20 protein-coding genes are annotated in these 25,147 nt (G+C 35.1%); 16 read left to right on the top strand and 4 right to left on the bottom strand.

The genetic code is table 11. The features are described 5' to 3' along the window. Positions 1–71: 71 nt before the first annotated feature. The 3 genes from B5X53_RS07755 to B5X53_RS07745 all read left to right on the top strand — a co-directional run bounded on the left by B5X53_RS07755 (position 72) and on the right by B5X53_RS07745 (position 3,324). Positions 72–1,007: a GNAT family N-acetyltransferase gene (locus B5X53_RS07755; RefSeq protein WP_079712670.1), complete on the top strand. Its 936-nt coding sequence runs from the start codon at positions 72–74 to the stop codon at positions 1,005–1,007. 297 nt (positions 1,008–1,304) lie between these two features. Next, a complete protein-coding gene (locus B5X53_RS07750) occupies positions 1,305–2,225 on the top strand; it encodes a hypothetical protein (RefSeq protein ID WP_234999244.1) in 921 nt (306 codons plus the stop codon). Between the two features lie 133 nt (positions 2,226–2,358). Beyond that, positions 2,359–3,324, top strand: coding sequence for a polysaccharide deacetylase family protein (locus B5X53_RS07745; protein ID WP_079712668.1), 966 nt, complete (start codon positions 2,359–2,361; stop codon positions 3,322–3,324). On the opposite strand, the gene B5X53_RS07740 is transcribed toward B5X53_RS07745, so the two are convergent. After that, positions 3,249–4,253 carry a glycosyltransferase family 2 protein gene (locus B5X53_RS07740; protein WP_079712667.1) on the bottom strand — a complete coding sequence of 335 codons (1,005 nt, stop codon included), beginning with the start codon at positions 4,251–4,253 and terminating at the stop codon, positions 3,249–3,251. The two genes, B5X53_RS07745 and B5X53_RS07740, sit on opposite strands and share 76 nt — an antisense overlap. 66 nt (positions 4,254–4,319) lie before the next feature. Here B5X53_RS07740 and B5X53_RS07735 point away from each other — a divergent pair, with 66 nt between their 5' ends. Genes B5X53_RS07735 through B5X53_RS07705 form a run of 7 tightly spaced genes read left to right on the top strand, consistent with a single transcriptional unit; the run spans position 4,320 to position 13,078 of the window. After that, complete coding sequence (locus B5X53_RS07735; protein WP_079712666.1) at positions 4,320–5,486, top strand: glycosyltransferase family 4 protein; 1,167 nt, start codon at positions 4,320–4,322, stop codon at positions 5,484–5,486. Positions 5,487–5,532: 46 nt separating this feature from the next. Next, entirely contained in the window at positions 5,533–6,138 is a 606-nt protein-coding gene (locus tag B5X53_RS07730) for a sugar transferase (RefSeq protein WP_079712665.1), read from the top strand. A 1-nt stretch (position 6,139) separates the two neighbouring features. Then, complete coding sequence (locus B5X53_RS07725) at positions 6,140–6,742, top strand: acetyltransferase (RefSeq protein ID WP_079712664.1); 603 nt, start codon at positions 6,140–6,142, stop codon at positions 6,740–6,742. Next, positions 6,735–7,895 carry an aminotransferase class I/II-fold pyridoxal phosphate-dependent enzyme gene (locus tag B5X53_RS07720; RefSeq protein WP_079712663.1) on the top strand — a complete coding sequence of 387 codons (1,161 nt, stop codon included), beginning with the start codon at positions 6,735–6,737 and terminating at the stop codon, positions 7,893–7,895. The genes B5X53_RS07725 and B5X53_RS07720 overlap by 8 nt, the downstream gene beginning before the upstream one ends. 7 nt (positions 7,896–7,902) lie before the next feature. After that, positions 7,903–9,879: a polysaccharide biosynthesis protein gene (locus B5X53_RS07715; protein WP_079712662.1), complete on the top strand. Its 1,977-nt coding sequence runs from the start codon at positions 7,903–7,905 to the stop codon at positions 9,877–9,879. Between the two features lie 10 nt (positions 9,880–9,889). Next, the gene (locus B5X53_RS07710; protein WP_232764151.1) at positions 9,890–10,675 is read left to right on the top strand and encodes a polysaccharide biosynthesis/export family protein; all 786 of its coding nucleotides are present in this window, start codon (positions 9,890–9,892) and stop codon (positions 10,673–10,675) included. Further along, on the top strand, positions 10,676–13,078 hold the full coding sequence (locus B5X53_RS07705; RefSeq protein WP_079712661.1) for a GumC family protein: 2,403 nt from the start codon (positions 10,676–10,678) through the stop codon (positions 13,076–13,078). Positions 13,079–13,125: 47 nt separating this feature from the next. Here the strand turns inward: B5X53_RS07705 and B5X53_RS07700 are convergent, their stop codons facing one another. Further along, positions 13,126–13,857: a tyrosine-protein phosphatase gene (locus B5X53_RS07700; protein ID WP_079712660.1), complete on the bottom strand. Its 732-nt coding sequence runs from the start codon at positions 13,855–13,857 to the stop codon at positions 13,126–13,128. Between the two features lie 76 nt (positions 13,858–13,933). On the opposite strand from B5X53_RS07700, the gene B5X53_RS07695 reads away from it, so the two are divergent. From B5X53_RS07695 to B5X53_RS07680, 4 genes are all read left to right on the top strand, one after another. Continuing rightward, positions 13,934–15,292 (top strand): capsule assembly Wzi family protein, encoded by a 1,359-nt coding sequence (locus B5X53_RS07695; RefSeq protein ID WP_079712659.1) that lies wholly within the window; start codon positions 13,934–13,936, stop codon positions 15,290–15,292. A gap of 29 nt (positions 15,293–15,321) precedes the next feature. Beyond that, positions 15,322–17,490: a PAS domain-containing sensor histidine kinase gene (locus tag B5X53_RS07690; RefSeq protein WP_079712658.1), complete on the top strand. Its 2,169-nt coding sequence runs from the start codon at positions 15,322–15,324 to the stop codon at positions 17,488–17,490. A 227-nt stretch (positions 17,491–17,717) separates the two neighbouring features. Further along, positions 17,718–19,472, top strand: a complete 1,755-nt coding sequence (locus B5X53_RS07685) for a PAS domain S-box protein (RefSeq protein WP_079712657.1) — start codon at positions 17,718–17,720, stop codon at positions 19,470–19,472. Between the two features lie 23 nt (positions 19,473–19,495). Continuing rightward, the gene (locus tag B5X53_RS07680; RefSeq protein WP_079712656.1) at positions 19,496–19,906 is read left to right on the top strand and encodes a response regulator; all 411 of its coding nucleotides are present in this window, start codon (positions 19,496–19,498) and stop codon (positions 19,904–19,906) included. Here the strand turns inward: B5X53_RS07680 and B5X53_RS07675 are convergent. Next, complete coding sequence (locus B5X53_RS07675; RefSeq protein ID WP_079712655.1) at positions 19,903–20,979, bottom strand: endonuclease/exonuclease/phosphatase family protein; 1,077 nt, start codon at positions 20,977–20,979, stop codon at positions 19,903–19,905. The genes B5X53_RS07680 and B5X53_RS07675 overlap by 4 nt on opposite strands. A gap of 105 nt (positions 20,980–21,084) precedes the next feature. Continuing rightward, entirely contained in the window at positions 21,085–21,900 is an 816-nt protein-coding gene (locus tag B5X53_RS07670) for a phosphatase PAP2 family protein (protein ID WP_079712654.1), read from the bottom strand. 190 nt (positions 21,901–22,090) lie between these two features. Here B5X53_RS07670 and B5X53_RS07665 point away from each other — a divergent pair, with 190 nt between their 5' ends. Together B5X53_RS07665 and B5X53_RS07660 are read left to right on the top strand one after the other, a co-directional pair. After that, on the top strand, positions 22,091–23,221 hold the full coding sequence (locus B5X53_RS07665; RefSeq protein ID WP_079712653.1) for a vWA domain-containing protein: 1,131 nt from the start codon (positions 22,091–22,093) through the stop codon (positions 23,219–23,221). Positions 23,222–23,402: 181 nt separating this feature from the next. Next, complete coding sequence (locus B5X53_RS07660; protein WP_079712652.1) at positions 23,403–24,866, top strand: magnesium chelatase; 1,464 nt, start codon at positions 23,403–23,405, stop codon at positions 24,864–24,866. Positions 24,867–25,147 lie beyond the last annotated feature (281 nt).

Below are 25,147 nucleotides of genomic sequence, written 5' to 3'. Positions count from 1 at the left end.
ATATTTTAAAGAATTAGGGAAACCAATCGATTAGATTTTTGTTTTTTATAACTTGAGAGATTTTAGACTAGATGATAATTAGAGAAGCAAGTCATAAAGATATTCCAGAGATACTTAAGGTGCTAAAGGCTAGCCTTGGTGAAACTTCATCGAAAAAAACGGAACAGGTTTGGCGATATAAACATATAGATAATCCCTTTGGTGAATCTTTAGTACTTATTGCAGAAGAAAATGATGTTATAATTGGTGTCCGGGCTTTTATGAGATGGCAGTGGCAATTGGGGAAAAATATTTTTTCAGCATTCAGGGCTGTCGATACAGCAACCCTTCCTGCGCACCAAGGAAAGGGTGTTTTTAAAAAGCTCACTTTGAAAGCTTTAGAACTGGGAAAAGAAAGAGGGGATCATTTTGTATTTAACACACCTAATCAGCAAAGCAAGCCCGGTTATCTTAAAATGGGATGGAAAGAAATTAGCCAACTGAATACTCAAATTATTCCTGTGCTTCCTATTTTTTGGAACTCAAATACTTTTCAGAAATATGCCACAAGCAGCATAGATCTATGTTTAGCTTTGCTAAGCTCGTGGAATAGTAAATTAGAACATTCTTCAAATTTATATACACCAAAAACAAAAGACTATCTTGAATGGCGTTATATAAATAATCCATTACAAGAATATAGAATAGAATCGACGAAGGATTATTTTATAGCTGGATATGTGAAACAGCATAATAATTTTAAAGAATTAAGAATTTCAGAATTAATTCTGGTTGATCCGAAGTATAAAGAAACTTGTCGGGCACTAATTCGAAAGTGGGCTAAACAATATGGAGTTCATTTTATAAGTTTAAATTATCCACTAGATTTAAGTATTTTTAGAATGAAGCTCTCGGGTAAATTTGGTCCGGTTTTAACTTTTAAGGATTTAGATGGTTGTGAAATTGATACTAAGGTCTATAATATAGAAAACTGGGCTTATAGTTTAGGAGATCTTGAATTGTTTTAGATGATAGGAGCATTAGTTTTAATATTATTTCTTTTTGGTATAAACCAAGCAATTTTTAATGCTTATTCCTCAAAGCATAAATGGTTTTCCAAGGATCTAATGAATAAATTGTACTTCTATCATTTATTCTTCTTTGGCGTTTATTATACTTATGCTTCTTTCAATAATTCGGATTCCAAAGCCTATTATGAGAGACCTCAATTGAATGATGATTGGTTCTATTATTTTGGTACCAGTACTACTTTTATTGATTTTCTATCCTGGCCGTTTATTAATTTGTTTGGTTTCTCTTACGAGATGATGATGGTTCTTTTTGCCTGGCTGGGATACTTGGGCTTTGTGTATGCCTATATGTTTTTTCGCGAAAACATACCTATTAAGATTAAGGTTTTTAAAAATTTCGATCTTTTAATTCTAACCCTTTTTTTGCCTAATATGCATTTTTGGACAGCATCTTTAGGGAAGGGTGCTCCCATTTTTTTAGGACTAATGATGTTTGCTTATGCCCTAAAGAACCCAAAGTCTAGGCTTGTAACATTACTAATAGGGTCCGCTATAATTTATTTTATTCGCCCACATGTATTTCTATTTGTAGCAGTCGGTACCGTTTTAGGATATATGACAGGCAAAGAAAAAATTTCTTTCGGTAAGAAATTACTTATTTATGTTGGAATGATTGGTGGGTTAGTACTGGTTCAGGATCAAATTCTAGGGATGGCAGGTTTAGAAAACTCTGATAACCTTGTGTCAGATTTTGATAATTTTTCCGAAGATCGTTCTCAAGGTTTGAGTGAATCTGGATCTGGTGTTGCCATTTCAGATTATCCTTTACCTTTAAAGCTTTTTACATTTTGGTTTAGACCCCTATTTTTTGATGCTCCGGGCATTTTAGGATTAATAGTCTCGGTCGAGAATTTGCTTTATTTATTGCTATTTATTAAAATTCTTAAGAAAGATTTTATTTCCTTTTTAAAAAATTCTCCTATCTCTGTAAAGATGAGTTTAGTAGTTTTCTTTCTTTCCTCTTTTGCCTTAACCTTCGTAATGTCTAATCTTGGAATAATAATGAGACAAAAGTCAATGGTGATGTATTTTCTTTTTTTTGTAATTTATTATTATTTAGCACAAAAAAAATATGATAGGATTATTAAGTTAAAGAAAAAAAGAAAAGCTATGCTAAGGAGAAAATTTGAGTATGAAGAAGTTGTAAATGCATAATTAATTTTTCTCCCTGTTAACCTAAGATTATTAATTATAGAATCTACTTATTTAGATTTCTATGAAAGTGATTTTTTTTAGAAATCATTGCTTGTTTCAATTGTGAATTAGTTTGTATATATATTAAAAAGTTATGGAAAATGGATCTTTAGTGATTTCACTGGATTTTGAATTATTGTGGGGAGTTTTTGATAAGGTTGATTACAATAAAAAAATAGATTATTTTGAAAATACCAGGCAATTGATTCCTTCTCTTCTTCAAGTTTTTGAAAAATATAAGATACACTGTACCTGGGCAACTGTAGGAATGCTTTTTAACAGCAACTGGGATGATTGGAATGCAAATATCCCGGCTAATTTACCTAATTATAAGAATCAGAACCTTTCAGCTTATACATACGGAAAATCAATTCAGTCAAAAAAAACAGAAAAACTTTGTTTTGCACCCAACTTAATTAAGAAGATTAAAAATACAAAAGGCCAGGAAATTGGCACCCATACATATTCACATTATTACTGCCTCGAGCCTGGGCAGGACTCTTTAGCTTTTAAAGCAGATATAGAAAAAGCTATTGAACTGGCGTCAATTATGGGAATTGATTTAAAATCTCTAGTTTTTCCAAGAAATCAGTATAACTCAGCATATCTCGAAATTTGTGAAAAATCAGGATTAAATACTGTTAGAACAAATCCTGAAAATTGGTATTGGCAGAACACTCAAAAAGACAGTATATTTCATAAAATTTTTAGAACTGGAGATGCTTATTTTGGTGCTCAGGATAAAACTTATAAGTCTTCTCAAATTCACAGGCTTTCTTCCCAGCTTACAGGACAAAAAGCAAGTAGGTTGTTAAGATCCTATTCAGGTAGAAAGGTTCTTGATAACTTAAAATTGAAAAGAATTTATTGGGAAATGGAATATGCGGCTAAAAATAAAGAAAATTATCACTTGTGGTGGCATCCACATAATTTTGGAAATAATCCTCTTCAAAACTTAGAGGAACTTAAATTAATATTAGATTATTACTGCATCTTACGCGATAAGTATGGTTTTAAATCAAGAAGTATGGGTGAATTAGCTATGGAATATATTGAATAATCTAAAAGATTTTTTAACATTTTTATGTAAGTTTTATTCTTCCAATTTATAAATATTAGACTCTTTTGATACATGTATACTTCTGTTGTAAAATATTTACTTAGTTCCTTCTGGTTATTCTGACCATAGTAATGAGCTATTGTCTTTAAGCTTTGAATTTTTGATAAAAACTTTTTTTCTTTTGATATCATACTCCAGATTCCTCCCGAATGTATTCTGTAGGTTGATGGTTTAATAGATTCTAAATACTTACCCTTACCAAAATGCCCAAGAAGGCTAATCAAAAAATTATCGCTGTTTAAGATTGTAGTAATTTCAGCTGGGTAATTTTTCATATTGTTTCTAAAACATACTGTGTTTAGTAAGGGTTGTTGAATTACTTTTTTTAATTCTTCAGAACTTAAATCTTTATTTAAAATGTTTTTATTTTTTATGGGCAAACTACTTTGATCGTTAAAATAAATAACTGGATGATAGCTTAATATATAATCAGGATTTTGTTGTAAAAAATTTACCTGCCTATGTATTTTAGTTTTATCCCCCCATAAGTCATCTCCATCACAATATGCGATATATTCACCCTTTGCCTGGTATAAGCTATACAAAGCATTAAAAATCCCGGTATCTAATTTATTAATCTGAATATTATTAATTTTCTTGTGTTGAAAGAACCTTATTAACCCAGGATATTTTTTTGCATATTGGAGGCAGATTTCCTGCGTGCCATCTACCGATTCATCATCAGCCAATAAAATTTCCAATTTAAAATTCACCTTTTGTCCTAATATACTGTCCAGGCATTGAGGAAGGAAGGCGACATGGTTATAAGTAAGAACCAGAATGGAAACTAAGGGCTTTGGGTCTACTTCATTTGGGTATTCTTCCACTTGTTCCCTTTGAAACCTGGATTTAAATTCTGTAAAGTCCATTGAAATTATATAAAGTATCGGTAAAGGTATTTAAAAAAACTATTTTTGCACATTAAAGATTTCTTTATGCCCAAGAAACTAATACGCATAACTACCATACCACTTTCCCTTGAAAAACTTCTGGAAGGTCAACTTACTTATATGAACCATTATTATGAGGTGACCGCCGTAGCCGCGGAAAAAGATCGTTTGGAAAAATATGGGAGAAAAAATGGAGTAAAAACTTTTTGGGTGGAGATGACCAGGGCTATAACACCCATTAAAGATATTAAAGCGGTCTGGAAATTATACAATTATTTTAAAAAGGAAGAACCGGACATTGTACATACTCATACACCAAAGGCAGGCATTGTTGGGATGTTAGCAGCAAAGATGGCCGGAGTCCCTGTGCGTTTGCACACCGTGGCCGGATTACCTCTTTTGGAAACTACCGGAAACAAACGAAAAGTTTTAAATGCCGTTGAAAAGTTCACTTATAAATTAGCAACTAAAGTTTATCCCAATTCAAGGGGGCTACAAGATATTATTCTGAAGGAAGAATTTGCAAACCAATCTAAACTAAAAGTTCTGGGTAAAGGAAGCTCCAACGGAATAGACACAGGGTATTTTAACCCTTCTCAATTTGATGAAATCCAGAAGAGAAATAAAAGACACTTGCTTGGAATTCCACAGGAAGATTTCATCTTCATTTTTATCGGGAGGCTGGTTAGCGAAAAAGGAATAAACGAACTGGTGGAAGCTTTTAAAAGTTTACAAGCCGAAAATAAAAATATTTCCCTGCTGTTGGTAGGACCCTTTGAAAAAGAGCTGGATCCTTTAAAAGAGGAAACTTTTAAAACCATTCAAAAACACGAAAAAGTTTTTACTACCGGTTACCAGGAAGATGTTAGGCCTTATTTAGCTATTTCAAACGCCCTGGCTTTTCCCAGTTACCGGGAAGGTTTTCCTAATGTAGTGATGCAGGCTGGGGCGATGAACTTACCTGCAATAGTCAGTAATATTAATGGTTGCAACGAAATTATTGTTGAGGGTATTAACGGGGTTATTATTCCGGTTAAAGACACTTCAGCCTTATTTACCGCTTTGAAATTATTTGTTGAAAATAAAAATTACACCGAAAGATTATCTTCAAACGCCCGTGATGAAATTTGTAAATATTACGAACGCAAGGAATATTGGCAATTACTGTTAAAGGAATACAAAAGCTTAGAACAGGAGTATATAAAATCTTAATTTTGGGCAGGCCAATTTTTTAGAGTATCAATTCCCAAATACACCTATGTACAGGCACTTTTTTAAAAACTTACTGGATTTTTTTATTGCTTTTATGGCATTATTAGTGCTTAGTCCGTTAATTATCCCAATCGTAGTTTTATTAGCTTTGGCGAATCGTGGGAATCCCTTCTTCTTTCAGAATAGACCGGGAAAAAATGAGCGCATATTCAATATTATCAAGTTTAAAACAATGACTGATGAAAAGGATAAGAATGGAAATCTGCTTCCCGATGATAAAAGATTAACCTCGGTAGGTAAATTTGTTAGGAAAACATCTATAGATGAAATTCCCCAGTTAATTAATGTATTAAAGGGAGATATGAGCTTAATAGGTCCCAGGCCTTTATTGCCTCAGTATTTGTCATTATATTCTGAAAGACAAAAAAAACGGCACGAGGTAAAACCTGGAATTACCGGTTGGGCACAGGTTAATGGAAGAAATGCAATAAGCTGGACAAAAAAGTTTGAATATGATGTGTGGTATGTAGAAAACCTATCTTTTGGTTTAGATGTAAGTATTATCTTTAAGACAATTAAGAAGGTTGTTATTTCTGAAGGAATAAATACCGCCAATATGGCGACTACTGAAGCTTTTAATGGAAAAAATTAGAATGAATATTTACGGAGCCAGCGGTCACGGAAAAGTTGTTTTTGATATCTTGAGTAGCAGGAATATCCAGGTAGATTCAGTTTTTGATGACAATACAGAAATTGAAGAATTTCTTGGTTTTAAAGTAACTCATGAACCTAATGAGCACCAGCTTAAAGCTCCTTCAATCCTGGCTATTGGTAATAACACAATTAGAAAGCAAGTCGCCCGAAGATTCACCGGATTAATAGCTGAAGCGGTAAGTCATTCTTCAGCAATACTTTCTAAAGAAATAGAGCTGGGAGATGGCAGTGTTGTGATGCCCGGAGCTATAATTAATGCAGGTTCAAAAATTGGGAAACATTGTATTATTAATTCTGGTGCAGTTGTTGAACACGACGTACGCCTGGAGAATTTCGTGCATATAGCGCCAAACGCCGTATTAACGGGGAATGTCAGCGTTGGGGAAGGAACCCAGGTTGGAACCGGGGCATCAATTATCCCCGGAATAAAAATAGGCAAATGGGCTGCTATTGGAGCCGGAACAGTAATTATTGAGGATATACCAGATTTTGCAGTAGTTGTTGGTAATCCCGGAAAAATAATAAAATATTTAAATGAATAGAGATAAAATTTGGTTGTCATCTCCCCACATGGGCGGAAATGAGCAAAAATTCGTCAATGAAGCTTTTGAACAAAATTGGGTCGCGCCTTTAGGCCCTAACGTAAATGGCTTTGAAGAGGATATAAGAAATTATTTGTTCAAAGATTCCGGGAAGGAAGGCAGTGTGGCTGCCTTAAGTTCGGGAACCGCCGCCTTACACCTGGCTTTAATTATGTTAGGAGTAAAAGCCGGAGATGAAGTAATCTGCCAGAGTATGACTTTTGCTGCTTCAGCTAATCCTATTGCTTATTTAGGCGCAACACCGGTATTTATTGATAGTGAAGAAGAAACCTTAAACCTTTGTCCAAAACAACTTAGGATAGCTATTGAGGATAGAATTTCAAAAGGAAAAAAACCAAAAGCAATAATTGCCGTACATTTATACGGTATGCCTTATCAGGTTGAAAAAATAAATGAAATAGCAAGGGAATTTGATATTCCTGTAATAGAAGATGCTGCTGAAGCTTTGGGGAGTACTTATAAAGGCGAGAAGTGTGGAACATTTGCCGAATATGCAATTCTTTCTTTTAACGGAAATAAGATTATTACTACTTCAGGAGGTGGAGCCTTAGTGGCTATATCACAAACAAAGAAAGAAAAAGCAGTTTTTTTAGCGACCCAGGCAAGGGATGATGCACCACATTATCAACATAGTGAAATTGGGTATAATTATAGACTAAGTAATATTTCGGCAGGAATTGGACGCGGACAAATGGAGGTTATAGATAACAGGGTAAGTGCAAGAAGGCAAATGCACCAATTTTATGTAAATTTGTTTTCTGAAATAGAGGGAGTTAAGGTTTTTGAAGCTCCTAATAAAGATTATTTTGCTAATCATTGGTTAAGCGTAATTACTGTTGATGAAAAAAAGACAGGAGGAGTAAATCGTGAAGAGTTACGTCTATATCTTGAAAAACTAAATATTGAAAGCAGGCCTTTGTGGAAGCCAATGCATATGCAGCCGGTTTTTGAAAATGCAGCTTTCTATGGAACAGGGGTTGCAGAGCAACTATTTGAAAACGGGCTCTGCTTACCTTCGGGCTCAAATTTAACTGAAAAAGAGCGAACCCGAATTAAAGCCGGTATTTTATCCTGCTTTAATAACAGAAGTTAATAGAATTATGGGCAATAAAGTTAATAAGGCGCTAAGGAATATTTTATCAGGTACCGATAACGCCCTGGATTTAAGAAATATTAAATACCTCCCAAGATGGGCTGTATATTTAATAGATCTTTCTTTAGTAGCCATTTCTACATTGTTTACTGTTTTAATTATAGTAGATCTTACGCCAAACTACTATACATTCCTTAGTTTTTATAATAAAGCATTTATCGTAATTGGTGTGCATACCTTTTATTTTTATGTATTTAAAACTTACGCGGGAATTATTAGGTACTCTTCTAATATTGATGCCCTAAAATTGCTATTAGCTACCATTAGCTCATTTATTACCTTGTTGATTATTAACTATGTTACTTTTTTCATCGTTGGCCAAAAAGTATTTTTGGTGGGTGGCTTATTAATTAATTTGTGTATTTCATTCTCTTTGCTTTTTCTTTTTAGACTGGGTGTAAAACAGATTTATGAATACTTTAAATTAGTTAGCAGGGACGAAGATATTTTAAATGCGGTGATACTCGGTGCTGATGAAAATGCGATTTCTATTGCCGGCGCTCTGGATATTGAAATTCCAAGAAGGTTTAAAATTGTAGGTTTTTTAACTAATGAAAGGCATAATAAGAGCATCAGGCTTCTTGATAAACCGGTAATAAATTATTCCGCTGAAATTCATAAAGCGGTTGAATCAGTGAATGCACAAGCGATTATTCTTTCTGAAAATAATTTTACTGCTGAGGAGAAATTTAATTTCGTTGAAGATTGTTTAGAGAATAATATTAAAGTTTTTAATGCCCCTATTGTTGCGACATGGGGAGAGGATACCTTGCCTATAGCGAAAAAAGTAAAATCCCTTCAAATTGAAGATCTTTTAGAACGGGAACCCATTCGTCTTAATCCTGAAAATAAAATTGAACAATTAACCGGGAAAACAATTTTAGTAACCGGGGGAGCAGGTTCTATAGGGAGTGAAATTGTAAGGCAGGTTGCCAAATATAATCCTAAGAAATTAATTATTCTGGACCAGGCTGAAACACCCCTGCACTCTTTAAGCCTGGAAATACAGGCAAAATTTCCGGAACTTAATTGCAAATTTATTATTTGTGATGTAGGTAATTTTAAACGACTGGAATTAATGTTTCAAAACCAGGGAATTGATGTAGTATATCATGCAGCGGCATATAAACACGTTCCGCTAATGGAGGAGAATCCGCATGAAGCAGTTTTTGTAAATATTCAAGGAACAAAAAACCTGGCCGATCTATCCTTAAAATACCGGGTTTCTCATTTTGTTATGGTTTCTACTGATAAAGCTGTGAATCCAAGTAACGTCATGGGGGCATCTAAAAGAGCTGCTGAAATGTACGTGCAATCGCTTTACCACTTTCATGCAAAGGAAAATCTTGATACCACCAAATTTATTACTACCCGTTTCGGAAATGTTTTAGGTTCTAATGGTTCTGTAGTTCCATTATTTAAAAAACAGATTGAGAAAGGTGGTCCGGTAACTATAACCCATCCTGATATAATAAGATATTTCATGACGATTCCGGAAGCCTGTCAATTGGTTTTAGAGGCCGGTGCTATGGGTAAAGGAGGAGAGATCTTTATTTTTGATATGGGAGAACCGGTAAAAATAATGGATTTAGCCATTAAAATGATTAAACTTGCCGGTTACGATCCTAATAAAAATATTAAAGTGAAAATTACTGGATTAAGACCCGGGGAAAAGCTATATGAAGAACTGTTGAACGATGAATGTAAGACAGTTCCAACTCATCATAAAAAAATAATGATAGGCCAGGAAGTTGTGAGAGATTATGAACACATTAGTGAAAGAATTGAAAGTATTATCAAATCGGCCAACACTTTAAAAGCCGATAAGATGGTTAAGAAATTAAAAACCCTTATTCCGGAGTTTAAAAGCAATAATTCTATGTTCGAAAGCCTGGATAATAAAGAAGAAGTAATAAGTAAATAAATATAATTGCATGTTTAAATCAATTAGGAGACTGGGATTGTTTCTTATTTCGAGTATTATAATTTCAAGTTGCGCCACTAAAGATGATGTGGTTTATTTTGATGGATCAGAAAGTCTTGAAGGCAAAGAAAACCTTTTGGATTACGAGCCACGTATTGAGGCAAACGATGTGTTACGTATTAATGTTTCTTCCTCTTCTGTGAATGAAGAGATTGTAGAACCGTTTCGTATGAATCAGCAAGGCCAGGGCAGCGGCGGTGGTGGAGGTGGACAGAACCTATCTTTGACGGGTTACCTGGTAAATCCCCAGGGGACTATTAATTTTCCAGTACTTGGGCCTGTGGAGGTAGAAGGCCTAACTAGAACCGCAATTCAGCAAAAATTAGAAGATCAGATTTCAGAATATGTAAGGGATCCCGTTGTGGATGTTAGAATCGTTAACTTTAGTGTTACGATTTTAGGAGAAGTGGGTTCCCCCGGTAGAGTACAAATTACTGATGGACGTATTACTATGCCGGAGCTGATTGCTATGAGTGGGGATATTACATATAATGGCAGGCGTGAAAATATTAAGATTATTCGGGAAGTGAACGGTGTTAAAACTGTTGGACATATCGATATGACAGAATCAGATTTATTTGATAGTCCATTTTTTTACCTTAAACAGAATGACCTTGTCTATGTAGAGCCTACATATAGAGCTGTGAAATCAGCCGGGTTTTTTACCAGTTACCAGGGTATTATATCTGTGGGTACAACAATAATTAGTCTTTACTTTTTAATTAATAGTCTTTAAATGGAAGAGCTAAACGACTTCAATGAAGAAAAGGAAGAATCAAGTTTTGATTTAAAAGCGGAGATATATAAGTATTTAGCTTATTGGAAATGGATTCTTTTAGGTTTTCTGATTGGTGGATTATTGGCATATTTATATAATAGATATACAATTCCTAAATACAATACATCGGCCAGCATGATAATCGTGGACGATCAGGAAAAAAATGCTATGAACGCAACCCCATCAGGGGGAGGCGCTATTTTTTCTCTTAGCGATGATGGTATTCAAAACCATATTGAAAAATTAAAATCAAAACAATTAGTAGAATCTGTAGTAGCGGAATTGGACCATAATATTCTTTATTATATAGAGGGGAATATAATTACCGTCGAAGCGTATAAGTCGAGTCCAATAGTTATGCAATTTATTAGTGAGGACTCCCTTGTTGATCAGGTAACAGGCAATTTACTAGTGACCCCAACCTCCGAAACTTCCTTTCGATTGGAGGTTGAAGATATGGACTATAATAAGATTCATGAAATTGGCGAAATTATTGAACTACAGGGTTTAAAATTCACTATACTTCCGAGAAAAGGTGGGGAGTCGGGAACTTTGGAGAAAACCAAAGCCGTAAATATTCGCCTTTATCCAGTGACCACTGTAGCTAATCATTATATTAACCAACTTCAAATTACCCAGAAGGGGCAGGCAAAGGATATACTTTCTCTTAGTATAGTGCAGGAGAGTAGTGAACGTTCAGAAGATTTTCTGAATAAATTAATGGAGCGTTTTAATGAAGAAGGTGTAAAAGATAAACAAGAGGTAGCAGAAAATACTACAAAATTTATCCAGGATAGGCTGGAAATGATCACTACCGAATTGGATTCGGTAGAAGTTGGTATAGCCGAATTTAAACGGGAGAATCGTTTGATGGATATCTCTAGTGGCGCCTCAGAATTTCAGTCAAAATTTTCTGAAGCCGAACAAGAAATTTTTGCTCTTGAAACGGAACTTTCTCTTCTTGAATCTATAGAAGAGGTATTACGAAATCAAGGTAATTATGAATTATTACCTGAGGTAGGGATAAGCAAAGGTGGAGTTTCTGGTCTCATAACTTCTTATAATACGCTTGTAATGGAGCGTAATATGTATTTAAAGGGTGGAACGGAGAAAAATCCACTTGTAGAGACATTAACCGAACAACTTGATAGTTTACGTGAGAATCTTTATGAAAATATAGAAAGTACAAGACGTTCTCTTAACGTACAGTTAAGAGAACTAAGTCAGCGGGAAAATGTAGCCCAGGGGCAATTTAGCAATTTCCCTGGTTTAGAAAAGGGAATGAGGAGCATTGAACGCCAACAGCAAATTAAAGAACAGCTATATCTTTTTCTTCTACAAAGAAGGGAGGAAGCTGCTATTTCCTTTGCCGCTACTGCTTCGGTGGCTAGAGTGATCGATGATGCATTTACAAATAACTGGCCCGTAGAACCAAAACCCTGGTTGATTTTAATAGGGGGATTTGTTATTGGTTTAATTATTCCAATCCTGATTATTTTCCTGAAAAATATGTTGGACACCAAAGTTCACCATAAAGGGGAATTACAAAGCTTAATAAAACATATACCTTTTATAGGAGAGGTTCCAAGGATAGCCAATGAACAAAGTGAACAAATTGAACTCAACGACCGCTCTCCTTTAGCGGAGTCATTTAGAATTTTAAGAACGAACCTTGCTTATTTAATTCAAAATAAAGATAAAGATAGAGGAGAAATTATCTTTATTACTTCTACCATTAAAGGGGAAGGAAAAACTTTTGTATCCTATAATATGGCCCGGACTTTAGGAAGTACAGGAAAAAAAGTCCTTCTGATTGGAGCTGATATTAGAAACCCGAAATTACATAGGTACGCTGATGTTACTATGGGTGAAAAAGGTTTATCGGATTATCTGTATGATTTTGAAGTGAGTGAGGAACAAATTATTTCAAGAGATCAAAGCGGGAGTATAAAAATGGACATGGTGCTTTCAGGACCAATCCCTCCCAATCCTGCTGAGCTCCTAATGAACGACCGTATGGAACAACTTGTTAAGTACGCTTCCAAAATGTATGATTATGTACTTGTAGATACGGCACCAACAATGATCGTAACCGATACCTTACTTATTAGTCCTCTGGCTGATACCACCCTTTACGTAGTACGCGCAGATCTTACCGATAAGAAAATGCTAGATTTCCCAAAAGAACTCAAACAACAGGGAAAAATTAAGAGTCCGGCGATTATTTTAAACGATGTGGATTACTCTAAATTTTCCTACGGAGCTAAATATGGTTATTCTTATGGCTATGGTTATGGCTACGGTGTGGATAAAGAATCACGCTGGCAACGCATTAAAAACAGAATGTTCGGTAAGAAATAATAAACTACTATGGTTTAACGTTGAAAAAATATAATCCAAAGCTTTGTCTAATTAAACAAAGCTTTGGATTTTTCAATTACGGGTTCAATCAACTTTACCTGGGTTTTCTTCAATTTTAATTGTTGAATTTTTTCAAGGTGTTCCATACGGTGTGCATCACTACTAATGAAATCTATCATTCCATTTTCCAGTAATTGTAATGCTTTTTTATGAATTCCGGTGCCATAATGAGTACTTAAGGAAAGCATATTCAGCTGGAACTTGCAACCTCTTGCTTTTAAATCTTCATATTTATTGAGGCTGTTTCCATGATAAAATGCATATCGCTCCGGATGTGCCAAAATAGGTTTCAGATTTTTATTTTGAATTTTAAAAAGAATTTCAGCTAAATTAATTGGCGCCTGGAAATAAGACATTTCTACTAAAACATAATTGGTAACTACATTTAAAACATTTTCGTCTTCAAGCTGATCTATTAAAAATTGATCCATCATATATTCTCCGGCAGCTTTTATTGAATTTCCTTTGGGTAAAGCTTTTTTCACTTCTTCTAAAGCCGGTAAAATGGTTTGGGGTGTATTTGGATAAAACTCTCCCATTACGTGGGGGCTCGCCACAAAGTTAGTGATTCCAAATTCATTAAACTTTCTGATCATTGCTAAAGAATCATCAAGTTCTTTGGCCCCATCGTCTATTCCCGGTAATAAATGGTTATGGAAATCGGTAAAACCTTCCAATAAATCGGCTAAGAATATTTTTTTCTGAAAAATGGATAGCATTTCTAAGTTTTAGAAGCATAAAATTACATATTTTTAAATCAAATTAAGCATATTTATAATGTCCTAAAGCCTTCTTATGAAACACTTTTATCTTACATTTTTATTTTTATTACTGTTTTTATCGGTTAATGCCCAGCAAATAGACTTACAGGGTAATGTAAATACTACCGGACTGTTATTTAGTGAAGACAATTCTCCTTTCTGGTTACATACCAACCAGCGAGGGCGAATAGACGAACTCACTAATTTCTCAGGGTTCGCAAATGTTTCTGGAATTTACAGGTTTTCTGAAAATGCCAATTTAGAAGGAGGTTTGGGAGTACTTTATCAAGATGGGTATACAGATAAATTACAGTTAGACGAAGCTTACCTGGCTTTTAATAATTCCTGGTTGGGAATTGTGGCGGGACGAAAACAGCGTAAAGAATTATATAGAGGACTTAGCGCTACAAATCAAAGTATTCTATGGTCTTTAAATGCGAGGCCATTGCCCGGAATAAGATTTTTTACAAAACAACCTATATTTTTTAAAGACAATCGCGGGCTCGGTTTTGAAGCTTCGCTCGAGGAATATTTTATGGATGATGAGCGCTATGTTGAGGACACAAGGCTACACCATAAAAGTTTTCATTTAGTTTATAAATCTTCACCTCGATTCCAAATTTCCGCAGGTTTAAGACATTTTGTTCAGTGGGGTGGCACACATCCCGAATTTGGTGATTTACCTTCAGATTTTGAGGCTTACACCAGAGTTGTAACCGGAAGAGGAGTGTCAGATGATACAGGGGAAGGAGTTTCAGAACAGGAAATTAACGGCTTAGGGAATCATTTGGGAAGTTACGAGATTAATATTAAGACTATTCTGGCCCAGTATAATGTTGAAATTATTTATAATCATTTATTCGAAGACGGCTCGGGAAGTGTTCTTAGAAATACCCCTGATGGTCGCTATGGAATTTTTATTGAAGATCCTACAGCCGCTGTAGATTCCTGGTTTCAGGCGGTGATGTATGAGTTTTATTATACCAAAAATCAAAGTAAAAACACACCAACCACAGATGGTCAGGATAATTATTTTAATAATAACCTATACCGTTCCGGCTGGACCTACGAAAACCGGGTACTGGGACTACCTTTCATCACGCTTGGTCCGGATCGGTTTAGAATAAATAACAATAAGGTTGTTGCGCATCATATAGGCTTAAACGGAATGGCTTTTAAAAAGGTTCCTTACAGGTTTTTAGGAAGTTTTAGGCAAAATTATGGAGCAAAGGGTGGCGAAAATATTGAGGAGCATCATCTACTTTCTACTTATTTAGATTTAAATCTTTTTCAAAATATAGTGAATCTGAATCTTCAATTGGGGGCTGATTTCAATGAAATTGAAGGACCTAACTTCGGTGCAGGTATTTCTGTTTCCAAATCCTTTTTATAAAAGCACCTGCAACTTTAAACTTCCCCCCAATGAAGAAAATAACTACGCCTGTAGTAAAAATAAACGAAGCGTATAGGATTATATCCTGGAATTCTTCTGCCGAAGGTTTTGTAAAGCTTAATTTCAGTGAAAGTTTAGAAACTCAACTTAGTATTTTAAAAGTTTTTCCTTCAGAAATATCTACACAATTTAAAAGTGATTTTTTTTCAGAGAGTTTTTTTCATAAGCCATATTCTTTTTCAAAATCAGAAAACTTAGAAATATTCTGTAGTCCATGCTTAGACGGAGATGGAAACCTAGAAGCCTTTTCTATATGTTTAAAATTAGTTCCTAAAAAGGAGTCTGTATCTCCTGAGAATATAATCCAGGCAAAGAATATCGTAGAAAATTCTTCAATGGCGATTTTCCTTTCAGATCCCAAAGGACCTGTTATACAAGTCAATAAAGCTGCTTGTAGAATGTTTGGTTATACTTATGAAGAATTTAAGCATCTAAATAGAGAAGATATTATACTTAATAATGCAGAATTAAAAAGTGCGCTTAACCAAAGGATTTTGGCGGGAGAATTAAGATATGAATTAACAGGAATAAAGAAAAACGCAGAAACTTTTCCTTGCGAAGTCCATTCAGTTATTTATACTAATCATAATGGAGAGAAGAGAACCAGTACGGCGATCATAGATATTTCAGCCAGGAAAAATCAGGAATTAATTGCTGAAAACAGTAAACTGGCTTTCCAGTCTTTATTCGATCATAATCCGGATGCGGTGTATTCTTTCGATTTAAAAGGAAACTTTTTAAGTATTAACGATAGTGCTTTAAAACTGGGTGAAGGAACGAGGGAGGTGGCGCTAAAGACCAACTTTTTATCTTTAATTCCAGCCGAGGATAAAGCAAAGGTCATGGACCATTTTACTAAAGCTGTTGCTGGAGAAATTCAGCATTATGAGACTGGTTTCATCAGTCTTAAGGGTAAAAAAAAGCTTTTGCAAGTAACTAATTTTCCTATTTATGTGAATAAAAAAATTACTGGGGTTTATGGCATAGGTAAAGATATTACCAAACAGGTTGAAATTGAGCAGAAACTAAGGGAAGAGCGTAATATGTTCCGGGCAATTATAGATTATATTCCAGACCATATATTTGTGGTAAATCAAAACCACGAAACAATCTTAACCAATAATAGTTTTTACAAAAAATATTTTGGGGCTGAAATTGAAGAAAACAGCCTGGGACTAACTCCTATAGATTATTTTCCAAAAGAAGAAGCTTTAGAAATAATAGAAGATAATTCGCGAGTTATGAATTCGGGTGTCCCTATTCTAAATCGCGAGGAAATTATTAGCGATTTTAATAATAAAATTGAATATACGCTTTTAACCAAAGTGCCCTTTAAGTTTGGAGACAATAAAAAAGGCCTGGTGGGGATTTCCAGGAATATTACAGAAATAAAACAAAAAGAAGAAGCCCTGGAATTATTAAACCAGGAATTGAAAAAGCATACTGAAGAGCTCGCATTATCTAACAAAGAACTGGAACAATTTGCTTATATCGCTTCTCACGATCTTCAGGAGCCACTTAGAATGGTGACTAGTTTTCTTACTCAGCTTAAGAAAAAGTATAGTGATCAGCTTGATGAAAAAGCACAACAGTATATTTATTTTGCACACGACGGTGCTACCAGAATGCGACAAATAATTTTAGATTTATTGGAGTATTCCAGGATAGGAAGAGGAGAATATAAAGTTATTGATGTAAATACAAACAATTTAGTTTCCGAAGTTTTACTACTTCAAAAAAGATGCATCGAAGCGAAAAATGCTGAAATTAAACTAGGGGAATTACCAAATTTAAAAGTTGAAGAGACTCCTTTAAGACAGTTATTTTCTAATTTAATAGGAAATGCTTTAAAATATCATTCTAAAGTTCGCCGGCCGGTAATAGAAATTTCAGCTGAAGAAAAAGAAACTTTCTGGGAATTTAAAGTAACCGATAATGGTATAGGAATTGAGAAGGAATTCCAGGAAAAGATATTTGTAATCTTCCAACGTTTACATCAACGCGAAGAATATGAAGGCACGGGAATAGGATTAGCAATTTGTAAAAAAATTGTAGATCATTTTGGTGGTGAGATTTGGGTAGAATCAGCGTACGGTAAGGGTAGTGGCTTTTATTTTACAATCCCAAACCAATTTTAGTATATTTACTCGATAATCGAGATTAAATGCTTCATGGCTTGCTTCGAAAAATTAAACAATGGTTCTCAAAGAGTGCTTCGTGAGCTTGCTCCAATGAAGTTTACTTATCCATTTTACCTTAAAATTCTTTGTTGCTTATCCTGATTATCGGTCTTATCAATTTATAGATTGAAAAATATTTTTTAGAAGTTAGCTTCTTAATTACTTAGTGTTTAAAATTATTTTAGATGACGAAAGATTCCGGGGAATTAAAAATTTTGGTTATTGAAGACAACCCAGGTGATTTTATACTTATTGAAGATTACCTGTCTGAAGAACACCATGCCCTGGAAATTCAGCGTGCCGAAAATTTTAAAATAGCTAAAGCAATTCTCAAAAAAACCTCAGATTTTGATACAGTTTTACTCGATTTATCACTTCCAGATATTAATAATACCGAATTACTTGTAAAGGAAATCCTTTCATTTTCAAATGAGACGCCGGTTGTGGTACTTACAGGTTATACCAATAAAGATTATGGCGTAAAAACCCTGTCATGGGGAGTTTCAGATTATCTATTGAAAGATGAAATAAATGCTTCTATTCTTTCTAAAAGTATCCATTACAGTATGGAACGTAATAAAGTACAGCACCAGCTTTACGAATCTGAAGAAAAATATCGAACTCTATTTGATTCAAGTCCGCTGCCAATGTGGGTTTTAGATAGAAATTCCCTTGAGTTTCTAAGTGTGAATCAGGCTGCAGTAAATTTATACGGATATACTCGCGAGGAATTTATGCAAATGTCTGTCAGAGATTTATGGGCAGATGATGAAGCGAGAATTGAAGAAACAGTAGAAGAAAATTTGCACGATTTTTTTAATATAAAAGTTAAGCATTATACTAAAAATAGAAACCTGCTTTATATAGATGTGCAGAGTAATCCTATTTTATTCGGCGGTCGGGAAGCCAGGGTAACTCAGGCTCACAATATAACCGAAAAGATAAAAGCTGAAGAAAAACTAAGGCATAGCCAGGAGCGTTTTAAAGCCTTAGTACAAGATGGCAGTGACCTTATAAGTATTATAGATGAAAACTTTCATTATGCTTATGTAAGCCCCAGTGTAAAGCATATTTTAGGAGTAGATCCGGAAAAGATTGAGGGTAGAAATGTATTCGACTTTATTCATAGGGAAGACCGTGATAAAATTGAAGGGAAAATCCAATATTTGGGCAGGAGAAAATCCTTTCAGTTACCGTCTTACAGATATAAAGATGGAAAAGGAGAATGGCGCTGGCTTGAAACTATAATTAGTGATTTACGCGATGACCCCGCTGTTAACGGGTTAATTGCAAACTCCAGGGATATTACCAAATCCAAAGTTCAGGAGCAGCAATTAAGGGAAAGCCTGGAACGTTACGATATTGTTGCTAAGGCCACTAGTGATCTTATTACAGATTTTGATGTTGAAAAGAATGAATTTCAATACAGTAATGCTATTTATGATATTTTTGGTTATTCGCAGGAAGGATTAGCACCCTCTAAAGAGTGGTGGCAGGATAGAATTCACCCTGAAGATAAACAACGTGTTATAGAAGCTGCTAAAGGAATATACGAGCATGGGCAGAAAATTCTTGGAATAGAATACCGCTTTAGGTGTGCCAACGGTGAGTATAAATATATTCTTGATCGTAGTTATGTAATAACCGATGCTATCGGAAAACCTTCGCGAATAATTGGCTCTATGCAGGATATTACCGAAAGGAGAAAATATATTAACGCCATAGAACGCAGTAACGAAAGGTTACGTGAAATTGCATGGACACAATCTCATGTAGTGCGGGCGCCTTTAGCAAGAATTATGGGATTGATAGAATTGTTGAAAAATCAACGAAATAACCTGGATAATATTGAGGAGATTATAGATAATATCTTAAATTCGTCTGAAGAGCTTGATAAAGTGATTAGAAAGATCACGATTAAGACTGAAGAAGAATTCTAAGCTCGGTCCCTAAATTCTTTCAAATGCTTGAAGTACTTATCGTAGATGACGATCAAATAGTGGTATTTATTCAGAAAAAAATGATAAACAACCACGAGATCGCCCAAAATCCTATTAGCTTTAGTAAAGCGGCAGATGCTTTAAGTTATCTTGTAGAAGACCAAAAACACCCCCAACAGAGGGATTTTCTTATTCTCTTAGACATTAATATGCCTAATATGAATGGTTGGGATTTTTTAAAGTGTCTAGAAGGTCACCCTCAAAAATCCAGGTACCACGTTATTATGGTAACTTCTTCTATAGATGTAAAAGACAAAAAAGAAGCTGAGAATTATAGTACGGTACGCTCTTTTATAGAAAAACCTATCTCTGCTTCAGATTGCGAGAAGATAAAAGAAATTTCAGAAATAAGTCATTTTTTCAAACCGGCTTAAACACCGTTTTCCCTGGGTTCTGCATCGTCAATTTTTTCTTGCGCCCATTCCTTTTCTTCCTCATCTGCCTTAGGTTTTTCCTGTTGCTCTTCGGCCCGGCGTTCAAAATTCAAATTAATATACATAGGAAAATGATCTGATCCCATTGGTTTTTCGCGTGCAATTTCTATTAAAGTAAAATCATTGCTATGAAAAACATGATCCAAGGGCCATCTAAAAAAGCGATAATCGGCGTGAAAAGTATTAAAAAAGCCCCTTCCAATCCTGGGATCTAATAATCCGCTCATTTGCTGAAATAACCTTGTGGTCCGGGACCAGGCTACATCATTTAAATCTCCAAATACCAAAACACTTTCGTCCTGTTCTCTAACATCTCTTCCCAGCATTAATAATTCAGCGTCGCGGTTGGTAGATGTATCAGCTTCAGAAGGGCTGGGAGGTCTTGGGTGCATACAATGTATTCTAACCTTGGTATTATCATCTAAGCGTACAAAGCCGTGAATAGAAGGAATATCACCTTTCACTAAATATCTAATTTCGGTTTCTTCTAATTTCAGTTTAGAGTATAAATGCATTCCGTAGAGATTATCCATAGGAACTTTTACAGTGTATTTATAATCTTCTTCCAATTCTTCCAGGGCTTCTTCCCATTTTTTATCAGATTCCAGGGTAAGAAGAATATCCGGTTGCCGCCTGTTTACAATTTCAAGAAGTTTATGATATTTCGTATTTGGAGTAAGCACATTACTGACTAAAATGGAAATATTATCACTGGGATCACCGTCTTCAAATTGCATTACTTCTTTTTTAGCGAGCCAGGTGTAGGGAAAAATTTTATGAAGTTGATAAATAAGACTTAAAATAAGTAAGGCAATAGCTATAAAATGAATAGTTTCAGAAAAATCAAAAACAATAATAGCAATAATTATAACCGCGCTAATAAGTAATGAAATTTGAATACGAGGAAAATCGAAAGCACGAATCCACCAGTGGTCAAAACGTGTGGCAGAAGCCAGGCTTGGAATCAGGAGTATTCCGCAAAATACAAGCATTATAATTTCTGAAATTTCCATAGAGTTTACTCGGTAATCGAGGTTTTAAATACTTCGAGGTTTATCTCGAAAATTAAACAATGGTTATTAAAAAATGCACCGTAAGTCACATCCGAAGTAGCTTATCTAAAACTTATAAGAAAGCGCCAGGCCTTTAGTGTTAATTCCAGTACCGTTAATATTGAAATTAGCGGTAGGATAAAGATCAATATTTTCTTTGCCTTTTTTATGTAATTCAGGGATTAATATTCCACTCGCCGCACCTACAACTGCACCTATAATATTATCGGTCAGAAAGTGTTTTCCGGCTTTTGTTCTCAAATATCCCATTAATACCGAAATACCTGTTGCCCCTCCCCACACATAGGGAACTGCTTTAGATTCGGGATGAAAATCATTAAAGATTTTGGCAGCAAAAAAACTACCGGCAGCAGCAACGGCCGTGTGCCCTGCGATAAACGAGCGTTGTGCACCCCCACTGGCACGCTCGTCGAAAGGCAGATTTTCGTTATAAACAAGGGGTCGGCTTTTATCTATCAAACCGGCAGTCATAGTATAAAAGACACCGGTGGTGGCCATAGTTTCTACAAATAAAATACTTATTTGTCCAAAATTATTTCGCCCTGCCTCACCGGGTAAAAAAGCCAGTGGAGCTGCCAGGGCTGCATAAAACGGGATATAACTAAATGAATCAGCTTTTTCAGAATAATTTCCTGCTGCCCAGCGATCTATTCCCCAAATATCATTTTTATCTAAAGCAGTAATTTCAGCTTCAGTAAGTGCATCTTTATTCTGGATAAAAGTGAATCCTAATACATTTAAACCTACGGTACCGGCAATATAGGCGCCATCTTTCCACCCATCAGTTTTATAGGGAGAATTCTGGGAAAAACTATTATAACTAAGAACGAAACAAAAACTAAGTAAAAGTAATTTTTTCATTAATTTATTATTCAGGTTTAATTATTTTCAAATCTCTTAACTACATTGTAAACACTGAAGTATTTAAGAAAAGAATAACAATACTAGCCTCCCAAATATAAGATAAGCAAATTCATAGATTAACATAAGTTTAATTCCTGTTACAGCTAAAGATTTTCTAATTCTATATAAAATACCGTAATTTTAGAATATGAAGAAGAAAGATTATAGACAGGGAAAAGGATTTGTTTTTAATAAGTTTGAAGAGCCTGAAAAATCACCGTTTGACAGGTTATTTGAAGTTTTCAAGGAATTAATCACCCATACTTCAGGAGATTTGGATGAAGCCTTGGATTGGCTTAAGCAGCTAGATGACGAGTACAAATTAACCACTGAAGATTATACTCTGGATGATTTTGTAGAAGATCTTAAAAAGAAAGGTTATATAAAAGAAGAAACCGAAGACCAGGGCGGCGGTATGGCAATTACAGCTAAAACCGAACGCGCTATTAGAAAACAGGCCTTAGACCAGATATTTGGAAAACTGAAGAAAAGTGCCTCGGGAAGTCACAGAACCAATCACGTTGGTAGGGGTGATGAGCATACCGGCGATTTCAGGAATTTTCAATTTGGGGATTCGCCTGATAAGATTTCGGTAACCGAAAGTTTAAGAAATGCCCAAATTAATCACGGTATCGGGAACTTTAATATGACCGAAGAGGATTTAGTGGTAGAGGAAACTCATTACAAATCCAGGATGAGTACGGTGCTAATGATAGACCTTAGCCATAGTATGATTTTATATGGAGAAGACCGTATCACCCCGGCGAAAAAGGTTGCGATGGCTTTGGCAGAATTAATCACCACAAGATATCCAAAAGACAGCCTGGATATCATCGTTTTTGGTGACGACGCCTGGCCGGTTTCTATAGCAGATCTTCCTTATCTTAAAGTAGGACCATACCATACAAATACCGTGGCAGGATTAAAACTGGCTATGGATATTCTTAGAAGAAAAAGAAGCACCAACCGTCAAATTTTTATGATAACCGATGGAAAACCGAGTTGTCTGCGAGAACGCGACGGCTCCTATTATAAAAACAGTATGGGACTGGATCCCTATATTTTAGGAAAGTGCTATACAATGGCCCGGCAGGCAAGGAAATTACATATTCCCATAACTACATTTATGATCGCACAAGATCCTTATTTAATGCAGTTCGTAAGGGAATTTACTTATGCCAATCAAGGGAAAGCTTTTTACACCGGTTTAAAAGGCCTGGGTGAAATGATTTTTGAAGATTACGAAACGAACAGGAAAAAGAGAATTAGGGGGAATTAAATAATCCAAACTCCCTGTTTTGGTTTTTAAAGTAATTAACTCTTATAAATATCCGTCATCCTGAATTTATTTCAGGATCTAAGATGTGAGAAATCAATGCATATAAAAGCTGAAACAATCACTAAGTTTTGTGACAGCCTGAAGTAAAAAATGGGTTGAAAAGAAATTAAAAATAAACAATATGAAAATAGAAAATATAAACACACTGGGTGAATTAAAGAAATCCGGGTATAAAAGTCGCGGGATTAAAGAAGAACTCAGGGAAAATTTAATTGAAAAAATAAAGAAAAATGAACCTACATTCCCGGGAATTCACGGGTATGAAGACAGCGTGATTCCGGAAATGGAAAGAGCCATTTTATCCCGCCATAATATTAATTTACTAGGTTTAAGAGGGCAGGCAAAGACCCGTCTTGCGCGCCTAATGGTAAATTTACTGGATGAATATATGCCCGTAGTTCAGGGCTCAGAAATTAATGATGATCCTTTAGATCCAATTTCCCGTTATGCTATAGAACTGGTAAAAGAAAAAGGAGAAGAAACCCCAATTAGCTGGGTGCATAGAGAAGAACGATTTTTTGAAAAACTGGCTACACCAGATGTAACTGTGGCCGATCTTATTGGAGATGTTGATCCAATTAAAGCTGCAAATCTAAAATTGAGTTATGCCGATGATCGTGTAATTCACTTCGGGATGATTCCGAGAGCCAACCGAAGTATTTTTGTAATAAACGAACTTCCCGATTTACAAGCGCGTATTCAGGTAGCATTATTTAATATTCTTCAGGAAGGCGATATTCAAATCCGCGGATTTAAGTTAAGGTTACCGCTAGATCTTCAGTTTGTCTTTACCGCTAACCCCGAAGATTATACAAACCGTGGTAGTATTGTAACTCCTTTAAAAGATAGAATTGGCTCTCAAATTCTTACACATTATCCCGACAGTATTAAGATTGCAAAAACAATTACCGCCCAGGAAGCTAAACTGGACAAAAGACAAAGCGATTTGGTTTATGTGCCTGAACTCGCCAAAGACCTCCTGGAACAAATTAGTTTTGAAGCCAGGGAAAGTGAATTTATAGATGAAAAAAGCGGAATTAGCGCCAGGCTTAGTATTACAGCCTATGAAAATCTTTTAAGTACTGCAGAAAGACGTTCGTTAAAATCAGGGGATGACAAAACCTTGTTGAGGTTTGGTGATTTTCTCGGGGTAGTTCCTTCCATAACAGGAAAAGTGGAACTGGTCTATGAAGGGGAAGAAGAAGGTGCAGCAAGCGTAGCACTTCAGTTAATAGGTGATTCAGTGAAAACTTTATTCCCGCAGTATTTTCCTAAGATAGAAAAGTTGCAAAAACCGGATGAAACCACGCCTTACGACGATTTGGTAGAATGGTTTTTTGAACAAAGTGGGTTTGAGCTACCCGATGATCTTTCTGATGCTGAATACAAAGAAAAACTGGATTCTGTCGCACCATTAAATGAATTAATTAAAAAATATCAACCGGAAACTTCAGAGAAGGATTCTTACTTTTTAAAAGAATTTTTGCTCTGGGCCCTGGTAGAATACAAGAAACTAAGTAAACATCGGTTTGCCACGGGGGTTCAATTTAAAGATCTTTACGGAAGTTATATAAGTGATCTTTAAATGATTATTAAAATAAAACGAAGAAATACCCGGTTAAATTATTAATCGGGTATTTTTTTTGTTGAATAAAAAGAAAATCATAATTCTTGTCCCAAAGTGTCATTTTTGTTTTTATTACACTTAAAAATATATACTTTTATCACCAGAATAAAGTCAAAAATGAAGATTACAGAAAGCAATAATTTCAGCACTTCAAAAAGCGTTTTCAACGTGGGCATTTCTGGCATGACGATTATTCGTATTACCCCTTTTGGGGTATAATTCTACATAGCACTTCAGTA

Source organism: Salegentibacter salinarum (genome assembly GCF_900168115.1).
GTDB classification, from domain to species: Bacteria; Bacteroidota; Bacteroidia; order Flavobacteriales; family Flavobacteriaceae; genus Salegentibacter; species Salegentibacter salinarum.
The sequence above is the reverse complement of the archived record's forward strand: the minus strand, read 5'-3'. Positions and strand labels throughout refer to the sequence as shown.